General features: G+C 57.7%; 11 protein-coding genes and 3 pseudogenes. 6 read left to right on the top strand and 8 right to left on the bottom strand.

Annotation, left to right across the window (positions count from 1 at the left end; genetic code table 11):
• Positions 1-7 precede the first annotated feature (7 nt).
• Entirely contained in the window at positions 8-1,027 is a 1,020-nt protein-coding gene (pstS, locus tag RHM59_RS01820; RefSeq protein WP_322164962.1) for a phosphate ABC transporter substrate-binding protein PstS, read from the bottom strand.
• 227 nt (positions 1,028-1,254) lie between these two features.
• Here pstS and RHM59_RS01815 point away from each other — a divergent pair, with 227 nt between their 5' ends.
• Complete coding sequence (locus RHM59_RS01815; protein ID WP_322285816.1) at positions 1,255-1,575, top strand: hypothetical protein; 321 nt, start codon at positions 1,255-1,257, stop codon at positions 1,573-1,575.
• A gap of 425 nt (positions 1,576-2,000) precedes the next feature.
• On the opposite strand, the gene RHM59_RS01810 is transcribed toward RHM59_RS01815, so the two are convergent.
• Positions 2,001-2,501: a VOC family protein gene (locus RHM59_RS01810; RefSeq protein ID WP_322285815.1), complete on the bottom strand. Its 501-nt coding sequence runs from the start codon at positions 2,499-2,501 to the stop codon at positions 2,001-2,003.
• Between the two features lie 77 nt (positions 2,502-2,578).
• On the opposite strand from RHM59_RS01810, the pseudogene RHM59_RS01805 reads away from it, so the two are divergent.
• Both RHM59_RS01805 and RHM59_RS01800 read left to right on the top strand, forming a co-directional pair.
• A pseudogene (locus tag RHM59_RS01805) lies at positions 2,579-2,716 on the top strand (LysR family transcriptional regulator); the annotation flags it as partial.
• Between the two features lie 12 nt (positions 2,717-2,728).
• On the top strand, positions 2,729-4,162 hold the full coding sequence (locus RHM59_RS01800) for a PLP-dependent aminotransferase family protein (RefSeq protein ID WP_322285814.1): 1,434 nt from the start codon (positions 2,729-2,731) through the stop codon (positions 4,160-4,162).
• Between the two features lie 31 nt (positions 4,163-4,193).
• Here the strand turns inward: RHM59_RS01800 and RHM59_RS01795 are convergent, their stop codons facing one another.
• Positions 4,194-5,870, bottom strand: coding sequence for a VRR-NUC domain-containing protein (locus RHM59_RS01795; protein WP_322285813.1), 1,677 nt, complete (start codon positions 5,868-5,870; stop codon positions 4,194-4,196).
• Positions 5,871-5,990: 120 nt separating this feature from the next.
• On the opposite strand from RHM59_RS01795, the gene RHM59_RS01790 reads away from it, so the two are divergent.
• A complete protein-coding gene (locus RHM59_RS01790) occupies positions 5,991-6,515 on the top strand; it encodes a nucleoside 2-deoxyribosyltransferase (protein WP_322285812.1) in 525 nt (174 codons plus the stop codon).
• A 112-nt stretch (positions 6,516-6,627) separates the two neighbouring features.
• On the opposite strand, the gene RHM59_RS01785 is transcribed toward RHM59_RS01790, so the two are convergent.
• Together RHM59_RS01785 and RHM59_RS01780 are read right to left on the bottom strand one after the other, a co-directional pair.
• Positions 6,628-6,855 (bottom strand): hypothetical protein, encoded by a 228-nt coding sequence (locus RHM59_RS01785; RefSeq protein WP_322285811.1) that lies wholly within the window; start codon positions 6,853-6,855, stop codon positions 6,628-6,630.
• A gap of 48 nt (positions 6,856-6,903) precedes the next feature.
• A complete protein-coding gene (locus RHM59_RS01780; protein ID WP_322285810.1) occupies positions 6,904-7,806 on the bottom strand; it encodes a LysR family transcriptional regulator in 903 nt (300 codons plus the stop codon).
• A gap of 126 nt (positions 7,807-7,932) precedes the next feature.
• Here RHM59_RS01780 and RHM59_RS01775 point away from each other — a divergent pair, with 126 nt between their 5' ends.
• Together RHM59_RS01775 and RHM59_RS01770 are read left to right on the top strand one after the other, a co-directional pair.
• The gene (locus RHM59_RS01775) at positions 7,933-9,033 is read left to right on the top strand and encodes an AbrB family transcriptional regulator (protein WP_322285809.1); all 1,101 of its coding nucleotides are present in this window, start codon (positions 7,933-7,935) and stop codon (positions 9,031-9,033) included.
• A 56-nt stretch (positions 9,034-9,089) separates the two neighbouring features.
• Positions 9,090-9,875 carry an exodeoxyribonuclease III gene (locus tag RHM59_RS01770; protein ID WP_322285808.1) on the top strand — a complete coding sequence of 262 codons (786 nt, stop codon included), beginning with the start codon at positions 9,090-9,092 and terminating at the stop codon, positions 9,873-9,875.
• Positions 9,876-10,207: 332 nt separating this feature from the next.
• Here RHM59_RS01770 and RHM59_RS01765 read toward each other — a convergent pair whose 3' ends face one another.
• From RHM59_RS01765 to RHM59_RS25295, 3 genes and pseudogenes are all read right to left on the bottom strand, one after another.
• Positions 10,208-11,452, bottom strand: a complete 1,245-nt coding sequence (locus tag RHM59_RS01765; RefSeq protein ID WP_322164973.1) for an AGE family epimerase/isomerase — start codon at positions 11,450-11,452, stop codon at positions 10,208-10,210.
• A gap of 123 nt (positions 11,453-11,575) precedes the next feature.
• Positions 11,576-12,175: pseudogene (locus RHM59_RS25300) on the bottom strand (methyl-accepting chemotaxis protein); the annotation flags it as partial.
• Between the two features lie 306 nt (positions 12,176-12,481).
• Positions 12,482-13,201: pseudogene (locus RHM59_RS25295) on the bottom strand (MCP four helix bundle domain-containing protein); the annotation flags it as partial.
• Positions 13,202-13,206 lie beyond the last annotated feature (5 nt).

Below are 13,206 nucleotides of genomic sequence, written 5' to 3'. Positions count from 1 at the left end.
CTTCAAATCAATGGTTGAAGTCAGATTTCCAGTAGCCTTCAATCCGTTGAACCAACGAGCCTGGCAGCGCAACGTAATCCAGAGCAGCGGCTTGTTGTTGGCCGTGCTCCAGAGACCATTTGAAGAAGTCGAACGCCGCTTTGCTTTGCTCGGCGTTCTTGGCTTTTTTGTACATGATGATCCAGGTGGTCGCAGTGATCGGCCACGCGTTTTCGCCCGGTGCGTTGGTCATGATCAGGTTGAAGTCTTTGGCACTGGCCCAATCGGCAGTGTCAGCAGCGGCCTGGAATGCCTTTGCGTTAGGCTCAACAAACTTGCCTGCGGCGTTTTTCAACTGAGCGGCGTTCATTTTGTTGGTCAATGCGTAAGCGTATTCAACGTAACCGATAGAACCTTTGATCTGCTTCACGTAGGCAGCAACACCCTCGTTACCCTTGCCGCCCACACCGACCGGCCATGGCACTGCAGTGCCGAAACCTGGGCCGGCTTTCCACTCAGGGCTGACTTTGGCCAGGTAGTTGGTGAAGTTGAACGAAGTGCCCGAGCCGTCCGAACGGTGTACCACGGTGATGGCAGCGGCCGGGAGCGTCAGACCTGTGTTCAACGCAGCAATGGCTGGGTCATTCCAGGTTTTAACGGTACCCATGAAGATCTTGGCCAACGTTTCGCCGTCAAGCTTGAGCTTGCCAGCGTCGATGCCTTCAACGTTGAACACCGGCACGATGCCGCCGATCACGCTTGGAAATTGACCAAGGCCAGCAGCCTGAAGGTCTTCGGCAGACAACGGTGCATCGGAAGCACCGAAATCAACGGTTGCTGCTTTGATCTGAGCAATGCCGCCGCCCGAACCAATCGACTGGTAGTTGATGCGATCCGGGGAAGTTTTACCGTAGTCCTGGGACCACTTCGCCAGCACTGGGAATACAAAACTCGAGCCTGCACCGGTTACATCAGTCGCGTGTGCCATGCCGCTCAGGCACAACGTGGCCAGCAAAAGCGACAGACGGTTTTTAGTCAGCAACATCACGGCAACACCTCAGAAAGGGGGATTTTGTGGTTAGCCCACAAGGAAGTAGCCGTGACGATTTAATGCTTTAAATATTTCCGCTTGATGACAGTAATTCGGGATATTGCGAAATACCTGTAGGACCCTGCCTACGCCATCGACAACCATTTGTCGGCCTACCGGCACCTATCAATTGGGGGGAAGGACCAACGTTTTGTATCGACCTATCCCCCAGGAGATGTTCAATCATGATCACTACAAAAATGACCGTTCTGGCCTTGGCAGCGCTGCTCTCCACCGCCGCAGTGGCTGCCACCAGCTCTTCCACCGGCACTACCGACCCCGAAGACAACGCACCTCGAACCCCGGCGTCGATGGAAAACGGCAACATGCCCAACGGTACATCCGGTGGCGCAAACGCCAACGGGGCCGGAACCATGAAAGGCAACGGCGGCGGAGCCGAGGGCGGCGGCGCAAGTAATGGCAGCGGCATGGGTGGCAGTGGTGGCGGCGGCGCCGGTGCGGGTGCGGGTGCGGGTGGCGGCGCGGGCGGCAGCGGGAGCAAGTGATTGTCCTGATTTTGAAAAATATTCACTAGATCTGTAGGAGGGTCCGCCACGTCTTCGACGCCGCGCTGTCTCGCAGCAAACTGTCTGGCACTTTGTGTGGTTTGAGGTTGCAGGGTGTCAGGACTGAAGCCTTCCCGAATAAATTCGGTCCCACAGATGTTGGCGATGCACAGATTCTGTAGGAGCTGCCGAAGGCTGCGATAGGTCCGAAGGACCTTCGCCAACACGTTGGCTCCTACAGATAGTCGCCCGCCTATAGATCGCCGGTGAATTGACTATCAAATTACGCAAAGAGGCCCCGCGAAACCATGCGGCCGGAGTGAGGGAAGACCGAGCCTACGCGAGGTTCCGCATGGTGGGGCAAGACACACCGCGTCGCCGCTACATCGCGAACACGTTGGCTCCTTGAGTCGTAGAGGGTGTTTTTACACGCCGTCAACTGCTTGCTGCAACGCGTTCAGATCAAGTTTTTTCATCTCCATCATGGCGCTCATGACCCTGTCTGTAACCTGCGGATCGGTTTGATTGATCATCTCAGCCAGCAACTCCGGCACCACTTGCCACGACAGCCCGAATTTATCTTTTAGCCAACCACACTGCTGGGCGCTAACATCTGCGCCAACCGTTAGCGCGTTCCAGTAATGATCAATTTCAGCTTGGGTCTTGCAGTAGATTTGCAGCGAAACCGCCTCAGTGAACGTGAACAACGGGCCGCCGTTGAGGGCAGTGAAGCGCTGCCCTTCCAGCTCAAACATAATCGACATCACTGAACCAGCAGGCCGGTGGTGCATCTCAAATCCCACCTTGCTGTAACGCGTAAGACCAAGGATGCGCGAGTCCTTGAAGATGCCGGTATAAAATTCGACCGCCTCCTCAGCCTCCTCGGCGAACCACAAACATGGGGATAGTTTCTGGATGACGTGCATGGCGTATCTCCTGAGTGGATTCGCGGCCAGATGCGGCCACGATTACCCTTAGTCGATTGCGCCACACAAAATTCGACAGCGGCCGGCTGGTGCAGCTTCAACTACCTAAAATCAGCAGTAGCCCGTATAACGTCGACCTCATCTACCGCACCGACACCCCGCCAGGGCCCTTTGCCAGCTGGCTGATCCAACGGTTTATCGGGCACGTGGATTAAGAGGCCTCACCTATGGAACTGCACGTTGTAATCAAAGGGCGCAAGGACTTGGCGAGCCAGCTCTATCAGCAGCTACGTGAGGCAATTGAGTCCGGCAGATTGGCCACTGGCGCCCGACTCCCCCCCAGCCGTTTGCTGGCGGAACAACTGGGTATTTCACGCAAAACCGTTTCCGACACCTACTCCCTACTGACGTACGAAAACTACCTGGTGGGTAAAATCGGCAGCGGTACCTTTGTCAACGCTCGCCTAGCGACAAAACGCCCCAAGCAAAGCCGATCGGATTTCGCCAGCGCCGAACTGATTCAACACTGGCAAGACCTGCAATCCCCGATCCGCCACCCGGCGATGATGGGCACCTCCCGTTGCGATTTCATTGGTGGGGCAACGAACAGACTCCAGTTCCCCGAACAAGAGTGGCGCCGCTGCACGCAATACGCCCTGCGGCAGATTGCTCGTTCACCGGGCTTTTATAGCCAGCCCGAAGGCTTGCCGGCGTTGCGCGAAGCTATTGCCCAGCACGTTTCGTTTTCCCGCGGCGTTGTCTGCGTCGATAGCGATATCGTGGTGTGCAACGGCGCCCAACAAGCGCTGGACCTGATTTCACGGGTGTTGATTCAGCCCGGCAATATCGTCGCCATGGAAGACCCCGGTTACACACCGGCACGCCTGTTGTTTTCAGCCCAGGGCGCAAACGTAGTGGGGATACCCGTGGACAGCGAGGGCATCTGTGTCGAGCTGATTCCTGACGGCACACGGCTGATTTATGTCACGCCTTCGCATCAGTTCCCGCTGGGCATGCCCATGAGTCAGGCACGCCGGGAAGCCCTGTTGGAACGCGCGCGCGAACTGGGTGCGGTGATCATAGAGGACGACTACGACAGCGAATTCCGTTACGAGGGGCGCCCGACCGATTCCCTGCAGAGCATGGACGAACTCGGAATCGTGGCGTATGTCGGAACCTTCTCGAAAACCCTGCTGCCCCAGTTGCGCCTTGGCTATGCGGTGCTGCCTCCGGCGATTATCGAAGCGGTCATCATTGCCAAACAGCTCACCGACTGGCACACCTCGACGTTGCCTCAGTGGGCGTTGGCCAAGTTCATTTCAGACGGCTACCTGCTCAAGCACATACGCCGTTGTCATGGAATTTATGCGGGGCGCCGCGAACGCCTTCTGTCCCGCGTCCATAGCGACCTGGCGCCTTGGTTTGTAGCCGTGCCCTCCATGGCAGGGTTTCACATGGCGCTGCTGTGCAAGGTGCCAATAGACATTGCGCGGCTGATTGAGCGAGCGAAGAAGGCCGACATCGGCCTGTATTCCTTGGCGCCGTTCTTCTACGCCACCGAAGAAAAACCCGGCTTGCTAATGGGTTTCGGCGCCATTGAAACCCTGGACATCGACCCCTCCCTGGACCGGCTAAAGTCGTTGCTGGAGGCCATGGCCTGAGTCGAGATTGGCCTACTGACCTTGGCCGGATTCACGCCGCTGGGCAAATGACTGGCAGCTCCGCCGACCACTGCACGGAACACACCACCACTGGCATGCCGTGCTCGGCGCAAAAATCCAGCCAGCGCAATTGGTTGTCCTGTAGACGGTCGCCGGGGCCTTTGACTTCGATCATTCGATAGCGCTGCTCGGCTGGGTAAAACTGGATCAGGTCGGGCATGCCGCTGCGATTGGCCTTGATGTCCAGCAGCAGCCGGCGAAACCAGTGGCGCAGGTGATCGGCGGGCAAGCAGTGCAGCGCATGCTCCAATAACTCCTCGGTCAATGTGCCCCAAAAGACAAACGGCGATTGCAGGCCTTGTTTGGTTTTAAAGTGCTGGCGAACAGTGGTTTGGTACGCCTGGGAATCCAGCTGTTGCAGACAATCATCAAATAAAGCCGCTCGACGCTGATAGAAGTCCGGGCTGTAAAGGTCGCTGGGGGCGCTGTGAAATGGGTGAAAAAAAGCCCCCGGCAGCGGCGCAAAAATCGCCGGCCAACAGAGCAAACCGAACAGTGAGTTGATCAGCGTATTTTCGACGTAGTAAACCGGTCCGACGTCATCGGCCAAATGCCGCTGAATCATCTGCTCCACGCTCAGGTCCAGGGCTTGGGAAACTGTTATATCGAGGCGACTGAGGACGTTGGCACTGCGCCGACGCTCGGCCGGCAAACCCAGCTTGCGTTGCAGACGCGGCAAGATGCGCAGCAAGCCTTGGGCTTCGGCGGCATTTTCAGGCGCCGTTTGCGCACTTTCGAGCAAGACCATGGCCGCTGAGTAGTCAGCGCTGCGCTCCAACACCCGAATCCGCCGCAAGCGCGCACCGGGGTACTCGCCCTGCTCATACACCGCCAGCGCTAAAGACCACTCCTGCAACCGTTCAGCCTGTTGACCGATCTGAAACAGCAGCTTGGCTCGACGCATGTTCAGCCACGGACTGCGACTCTCGACCACAAGCGCTTGCTGCGCCAATGCCGTCAGTGCTTGGAGCGTGTTTGGCAGCTCCAACGCTTGCCGACAACGGTGCAGCTGCAAACAGGTGTCGATGTCCGCGCGCTCATTGATACCGCGAGACTCGGCAGTAAATTCGACCTTTTCGTAGCGGTAGACGCCCAAATCTGCGAGCACAAACTCGGACCATTCTTGATGCAGGTTGCCGAAATACAGCAGCCGCAACCGCTCGCAAAGAGCCATGACGGTAAGGCCATACACCGGTTCATCGAATCCACGGTGCCACTGATCGATGGGCTGCGGCTCGGGGTAAAGCGCGTGCAACCGTTCAAACATCGCGGTCTTTTTATCCGCGATTTTAATTCCATGGGATGTGAAACACGTAACGACCTCGGCCTTTCGCAGCAGCCCGAATAGCTCGTCCAGGCTGATTGCTGGTCGTGGGTCCACCCAGCCTTTTTTCAGCAACGGTTGGACCGCTGATGCCGGATCGCCTATTTCCGCGTAGCTCAATTTGCTGGCGCGAAACAACGTGCCCTTGCGCATGACCATACGTACCAGCAGGCCTTGAGCGGTCTGGGGCAGGTCAATAAAGTCATTGATGAACTGACGCTCAGTGCGGTCGAGCACATCGGTATAACGCTCGGCAATCCACTCCAGCACATGCTGGAAATTAACGAGGTAATAAAACGGGTTGTCGAGGGGACTGCTGTTCACAGATTTTATTCACATAAGCTGATGGCACATTGATGAGCACTGGTTATCCGTACAGATACCAGCGCAGGTTCACACAGGCAAGCTAGAATCGACGCATGGCAAAAACCAAGGGAACTTACTATGAAAAAATTCTCTGCACCGCAGGTTTATTTGGCAGGTTTCGACGTTTTTCGGCCGGACGCCATTGAGCACGGCCGCTACCTCAAGGCGCTGTGCGCGGACCATGGGCTTGAAGGTTTGTATCCGTTCGACAACGACGTCACCGAAGATCGAACGCCAGAAGCGACGGCGCAACAGATCTGCGCAATGAACATCGTCATGCTCCGGCGCTGCACCGGGGTGTTGGCTAATTTGAATGTGTTTCGTGGCCTGGAACCGGACTCTGGCACGGTGTTCGAAGTCGGCATGGCGGTGGCGTTGGGCAAACCAGTGTGGGCTTATTTCGACCCAATCGGTTCGCTGCGCGAATTGGTGAGTCATGATCAAGAAGGGTTTGATGCGAATGGGCTCATGGTGGAAGACTTCGGCCTGCCGCGTAATTTGATGCTGGCCTGTAGCTGGGCAGGCGCAAGTGCAACGGCCGAAGAAGCGGTGGTTGAAATGGCGCGGTATTTGGCTGCTGAGGGTGGCGCCCAATCCTTGTAATATCTGGGACCTCATTGACGCAGACGAACGCAAACAGCCGAAAATCCTGTGGGAGCAGCCGCGCAAGCGCCGGGCTTGTAGGCGCTGCCGAAGGGTGTCAAGACCCATGGCTTCAGCTCAGTGAAGAAGACCCGACGTCGCCGCCATGGGTGGAGTCGAGTTTGTCTGAGTCGCTGAACTCTTCAAGCCTCAGGTCTTCCAGATCGATATCGACGTCACCGCCGTAGCCGCCATAAGTGTCGTCTTCATCGGCGTCGGAATCGTTGAGCGGCGATTGATCGCCGCCAAATATAAAAGGTAACGCCTGAGTGTGCGTGCTCAAGTAGGTGTTTGTATTCATCAGGTGTGTCTCCCTGGCTCACAGAGGTTTGACTACAGGTTAACCCCATCAGTCGGCGTTAAAAAAGTGCCCATTGCTGTCGCGCAGCATCTGAACCATGGAGTGCGCCGCCGGTGACAAATAGCCGCCAAGGCGCAATGTCAGGCCAATGGTGCGTTTCATCGTGGTTTGCGCCAGCGGTACTTCGCGTAAATGCTTCATGCCCGCACCGAATTCCAGCGTCTCCCGTGCGATGAAACTCAACAGATTGGTTTGAGCGATCAGCCGTGGCAGCAGCGAAATCGAATTAGTTTCAACCTGGACCGACGGCACCGGCAGTTGATTAGCGCGAAACGCCGCGTCCACCCACTGCCGTGACGACACGCTAATAGGCGGCAATATCCATCGGTAATTGCACAAATCGCTCATCTGAATCTGGGTCGCGAAAATCGGATGGTTGTGACTGGCCACTACTACTGCTTCATCTTCCAATACCGGAAAACTGACGAATTGTTCGTCGCGGGTGATCAACGGACAAATGATCATGTCCAGTTGCCCGGAGCGAAGGAGGTCACTTAACAAGTCATCTTGGCCAATCACCAGTTTCAGCGTGATGTCCGGAGCACGCTGCAACAGCGTCGCCGTCAGTTCAGGCAGCAGGTATTCGGCCATGGTCGCCGCGCAACCCAGGCGAATGTTACCTACAACGCCGCTGGCGAAATCGCGCACTTCGCGTTGGGTCTCGGCGATGCTTTGTTGCAACTGTTTGCCCCGCGCCTGGAGCAACTCCCCCACCGGCGTCAGCTTGATCCGTCGACCATCGCGCTGGAACAGTTTGGTGCCGAACGATTCTTCCAATCGCTGAATGCTTTTGGTCAGTGCCGGTTGGCTGCGGTTGAGCTTCTGCGCCGCGCGTCCCAAGTGCCCCAACTCGGCAATGGTTTCAAAATACGTGAGGTCTCGCAGGTCCATATTGATCAACCAAAGTTATCGATTCATGACTATTAGAAAATAGACTTGATCGGTTGAGCTGTCGATACTGCATGCGCTGCGTTGGTAAATATTCCACGAGGAAAACCGATGCTCTGGAGAAACTCTGTGTCTCGCGTGTCAGATTTTTCGCTGCATACCCAACCGATTTACGTTCAGTGGCTTGGTTTGATCGCACTGGCTGGCGCTTCTGGCCAACTCCTCAAATATTGGAATATCCCCGCCGCGCTATTTCTCGGGCCCATGCTGGTTGCCATCGCGTTCGGTGTTTGTGGCGCGTCCATCCGTCTTCATAAGCAGGCATTTCGCATAGGCCAAGGCTTCGTGGGCATGCTGGTGGCGCATGCCATGACCGTTTCGGTACTGGCGACCGTCGCTCACTCGTGGCACTTCATGCTATTTGCCACGGTGCTAACGATTCTGCTGAGTAGCGTCGTCGGTTTGGTTTTGGTGCGTTATGCAGGCTTCGACGGTAGCACCGCAGCCTGGGGTACATCGCCCGGCGCGGCGTCGGCGATGGTCGCCATGTCCGAAGAGTCCGGCGCTGATTCCCGGGTGGTCGCGACCATGCAGTACGTGCGAGTGGTGTGCGTGGTGATGCTGGGCGCATTGGTCAGCCACTTGATCGGTGCAGACACTGGCGTCGCAGTGGCACAGGTCAGCGCGGCGGTCTCCCTCGGTTCCGACTGGCTCAGTATTGCCCTTAGCGTGCTGGCGATTGTGGTCGGTGTCGGGCTGAGTTCCAGAATCCCGGCGGGGGCGCTGCTGCTGCCGCTGTTGATCGGCAGCGCGCTGCAGCTCAGCGGATTGCTGCAAATCAACTTGCCGCATTGGTTGCTCGCCTTTGCTTACGGCGCCATTGGTTGCTACATCGGCCTGCGGTTTGACCGGCCCGCCGTGCTGTATGTGTGGCGACGTTTACCCGCGATGATTCTCGGCTCGCTGCTGTTGATCCTGCTGTGTTCGCTGTCGGCCTGGCTGCTTGCCGAATGGATGAACAAAGACTTTCTCTCGGTTTACCTCGCCACCAGCCCCGGTGGTCTGGACTCTATGGCGATCATCGCCATGGACACCCACTCGGACGTTGGTTTTGTGCTGGCGATGCAAACCTTGCGGCTGTTTGGGGTTATCGTCAGCGGCGGCTTCTTTGCCCGGCAGATCATTCGGCTGACGGAAAAAAAGACCGCCGCGGTCAGCGTGACACATTGAATCTCTCGCGGCGGTGCCCCTCAAATCACTGAGATCCGCCCACTGAGACGCCGCCAATGAATCTGCTCAAGATTGCTACGTTTAATATCAACGGCATTCGCGCACGGCTGCCCATTCTATTGGCGTGGCTGGCGCGTGAAGCACCAGACGTGGTGTGTTTGCAGGAACTGAAGGCGACCGATTTGGCCTTCCCCATTGATGACATTCGTGAAGCGGGTTACGGGGCGATTTGGCACGGGCAATCATCGTGGAATGGCGTGGCGATCCTGGCCAAAGGTATGGACCCGCTGGAGATTCGTCGCGGGTTGCCGGGCAATGAAAAAGACACCCACAGGCGGTATCTGGAAGCCACCGTGCATGGGGTCATCGTGGGTTGTTTGTATCTGCCCAACGGCAATCCGCAGCCGGGGCCGAAATTCGAGTACAAACTGACATGGTTTGAAAAGTTGATCGAGCACGCTGCGGGCTTGTATGACAGCGGCCACCCGGTAGTGCTGGCCGGTGATTACAACGTGATTCCCACCGACGAAGATATTTACAACACCCGTTCATGGCTGAAAGACGCGCTGCTGCAGCCCGAAAGCCGCGAATGTTTTCAGCGCCTGCTGGCTCAGGGCTGGACCGACGCTTTGCGCGCCCGATACCCGGATGAGCGGATCTATACCTTCTGGGATTACTTTCGCAAGCACTGGGAGACCAACTCTGGCCTGCGCATCGACCATCTGCTGCTCAACGCCGAACTTGCGCCCCGCTTGAAAAACGCTGGCGTCGACCGCTGGCCCCGCGACCAGCCCCACGCCAGCGACCATGCGCCGACGTGGGTTGAATTGGCGATTGAGTGAGCACTGGCGGATGTTCTGTAGGAGGGTCCGCCACGTCTTCGACGCTGCGCTGTCGCGCAGCAAACTGGTTGGCACTTTGTGTGGTTTGAGGTTGCAGCGTGTCAGGACTGAAGCCTTCCCGAATAAATTCGGTCCCACGGTTTTTGGCGCTGCACAGATTTCTGTAGGAGCTGCCGAAGGCTGCGATGGATCGCGAAGCGGTCCCAACGGGCTGATTCGATTTCACTGAAACAACCGAGTTGCCTGATTTACGACTGCTGCGCAGCCGATCGCGGGCAAGCGCGCGCCTACAGTTGTTTGCTGTGCGACAGCGCGGCCGTCGATCTCAGGTCTCACCCCAACCGAGCAAGCCCCGTGGCCAAACTCGGCGCCAACGGCAACAACGGCAACAGCGTCGCTTGGTAGGCGTGATACAGGTCCGGTTTGCCGGGCCAGATATCGGCGCTGGGCTGGTTTTGTGGGTTTAGCTCGTGACGCCAGCTGCCGTGAATGCGGTCGATGAAGTAGGTTTCGTTGAATTCCCAAAACAACCGATACCAGTCCTCGTACTGCTTTTCGCCGGTGCGTTGCAACAACGCCGCTGACGACGCGCAGGCTTCGGCGTGGGTCCAGTGCAGACGGTGACCGACCACCGGACGGTTTTGCCAGTCCAGCGTGTAGACAATTCCAGGGGCGTTATCGACGTTCCAGCCATACCGACAGGCGCCGTCGAACAATAATGTGGCGTCTTCCAGTAACCAATCCGGTGTGGGCAGTTGCGCCTGGCGGCGTGCCGCTTCGAGGTGCAGCAGCAACCGCGACCATTCGAAGGCATGGCCCGGCGTGGTGCCAAAAGGTCGAAAGCCGTCCGCAGGATTGTCTTGGTTGTAGTCCGGCAAGGCCTGCCAATCCAGGCTGAAATGCTCCACCACCTGAAAGCCATTGGTGGCGGCATGGGTATGAATCACCCGCTCGACAATGCTCAGCGCGCGGTCCAGCCATTTGCTGTCGCCGGTGACATCCGCCAGTGCCAGAAAGGCTTCGGTGCCGTGCATGTTGCTGTTGGCGCCGCGATAGGCTTCCTCATGACTCCAGTCCCGGGCGAAGGATTCGCGCAACGCGCCTTCTTCGGCGCTCCAGAAATGGGTTTCCAGAACGTCGATGGCGTCCGCCAATAACTCGCTTGCACCGGGTCGGTCGGCAACAACCGCTGAACTGGCTGCCAGTGCGACGAAGGCATGCAGGTAGGCAGCTTTCCCGTCGTCAGTGCCTTGCGCCAGCGCCGTGGCAAACCAGCCGCCATGCTCGGCGTCGCGTAACGGACCACGGAGCGCCGCAATCCCATGATCGATCAGCGCCGAACAGCCCGGAATACCGGCGATGTGCGCCAAGGCAAAACTGTGGGTCATGCGCGCAGTGTTCATGGTTTCAGCTCGAGCGTGCTCGGGCAGATGCCCTTCATCGTCCAGATTGCCGAAGCCTTGGGGTAATTTTGCGGCCTTGGCGAACGCCAACAATCGAATGCCTTCCTGCGCCAACCACGCCGCATGCCCCGGGGCCTGCAACCAACTGCTAAAACCGTGATTTACCTCTTCCATCGACGACAGAGCCTCCGTGACAAACCGATTCGGCCGCTGACCGTGACGCCGTCAGCAAAGGCCAGATCATGCGTGCTGAGGCTTGCCGGGTGCAAGCACAGGAATGTCACCCAGCGTCACCGGTCAGACGTGGAAGCGTGTTACCACTTGATTCAGTTCGGCAGCCAAACGCGACAGCTCGTTACCGGCAACGCTGATCTGATGTGCACCCGTAGCGGACTGCATCGACAGGTCGCGAATATTGACGATGTTGCGGTCCACTTCCCGAGCCACTTGCGCCTGCTCTTCGGCGGCACTGGCGATCACCATATTTCGCTCGGAGATCTGGTTGATGGAGTGGGTGATGTCAGTCAGCGATTCCCCCGCGCCTTTTGCCAGTTGCAAGGTTGACCCGGCCCGCTCGCGGCTGGTGTGCATCGACTCCAACGCCTGCGCCGAACCGCTGCGCATGGCGGTGACCATTTTGTCGATCTCAAGGGTTGATTGCTGGGTGCGGTGCGCCAAGGCCCGCACTTCATCGGCCACCACCGCGAAACCACGACCCGATTCACCCGCCCGCGCTGCTTCAATGGCCGCATTCAAGGCCAGCAAGTTGGTCTGGTCGGCAATCGAGCGGATGACGTCGAGGACTTTGCCGATGTCCTGGGATTGATCGGCCAGGTTCTGCACCAGCGTCGAGGTGTTTTCTACGTTGCTGGCCAGGGCTTCGATGGCCTGCACCGTGTCGAGGACCCGCGCTTGCCCGGCCATGGCCGAGTTGTTGGACTGGGTGGAGGCTTCGGAGGTCGACACGGCGTTGCGCGCCACCTCTTCAACCGCTGAGGTCATCTGGTTGACCGCCGTCGCCGCCTGTTCGATTTCAGCATTTTGCTGCTGTAGGCCACGGTTGCTGTTCTCGGTCACTGAGTTCAGTTCAGTGGAGGCCGACGCCAACTGCGTGGCTGAATTGCCGATCTGACGCAGCGTCGTGCGTAAATTGCTTTGCATCTGCTCCAGCGCCTGCAATAACCGGGTTACCTCGTCTTTACCGACGATGCGAATGCGCTGGGTCAGGTCGCCCTTGGCCACGTGCTCGGCGGCGATAACCGCCTCTTCCAGCGGCCCGACGATGCTGCGGGTCAGCAACCAAGCCAATACAATCGTGCCCAACGCAACGCCAACCACAAAAATCAGCACTACGTTGCTTGAATGGCTGTATTGCGCCTGAGCGTTAACGCCTTCCAGATCGACCTGTTTAGCGTAGAAGTCACTCAAGTCGCTGAGCTGTTTGCCGGAGCCATCGACGATTTGCTTCATGTCGACCAACAGCAACTTGATCAGCGCCGGCGGATTATTTTGTTGGGCCAGGGCAAAAGACTGAGCAATGCCGCGCTGATAATCGGCCAACGTCAGCTTGAATTGATCCGTCAGTTGCCGCTCTTGCGGAGCGCTGACGAAGGCCGCGAAGGTGTCGAGTTTTTTCGCCAGGTCCTGATTGCGCACGTCCATTTGGCTGCGGTATTCGCTGAGGTGACCAGGGTCAGGGTCTAACGCCATGCGCAGAGAAATAGTCCGAATGCGCAGCATCAATTCACGGATGTCATTCACCACCCGGATGCTCGGCATCCATTTGCTTTCAACCGCGACTTCACTCTGACGAATCGTCGACATTTGCATCAACGCAAACCAACCAAGCAGCGCAACCAGCAGGGAAATCAAAGCGAAACCAAGGCCCGCGCGGCGGGCGATGGTCAAATTGCGAAGGTTCATGACCG

The organism is Pseudomonas sp. MH10 (assembly GCF_034353045.1).
Classification (GTDB): Bacteria; Pseudomonadota; Gammaproteobacteria; order Pseudomonadales; family Pseudomonadaceae; genus Aquipseudomonas.
This window is presented reverse-complemented; position numbering and strand designations above follow the sequence as displayed.

Coding starts and splice junctions, on each gene's coding strand:
- RHM59_RS01815 (WP_322285816.1), top strand. CDS start 1,255: ATGATCACTACAAAAATGACCGTTCTGGCCTTGGCAGCGCTGCTCTCC.
- RHM59_RS01810 (WP_322285815.1), bottom strand. CDS start 2,501: ATGCACGTCATCCAGAAACTATCCCCATGTTTGTGGTTCGCCGAGGAG.
- RHM59_RS01800 (WP_322285814.1), top strand. CDS start 2,729: ATGGAACTGCACGTTGTAATCAAAGGGCGCAAGGACTTGGCGAGCCAG.
- RHM59_RS01790 (WP_322285812.1), top strand. CDS start 5,991: ATGAAAAAATTCTCTGCACCGCAGGTTTATTTGGCAGGTTTCGACGTT.
- RHM59_RS01785 (WP_322285811.1), bottom strand. CDS start 6,855: ATGAATACAAACACCTACTTGAGCACGCACACTCAGGCGTTACCTTTT.
- RHM59_RS01780 (WP_322285810.1), bottom strand. CDS start 7,806: ATGGACCTGCGAGACCTCACGTATTTTGAAACCATTGCCGAGTTGGGG.
- RHM59_RS01770 (WP_322285808.1), top strand. CDS start 9,090: ATGAATCTGCTCAAGATTGCTACGTTTAATATCAACGGCATTCGCGCA.
- RHM59_RS01765 (WP_322164973.1), bottom strand. CDS start 11,452: ATGGAAGAGGTAAATCACGGTTTTAGCAGTTGGTTGCAGGCCCCGGGG.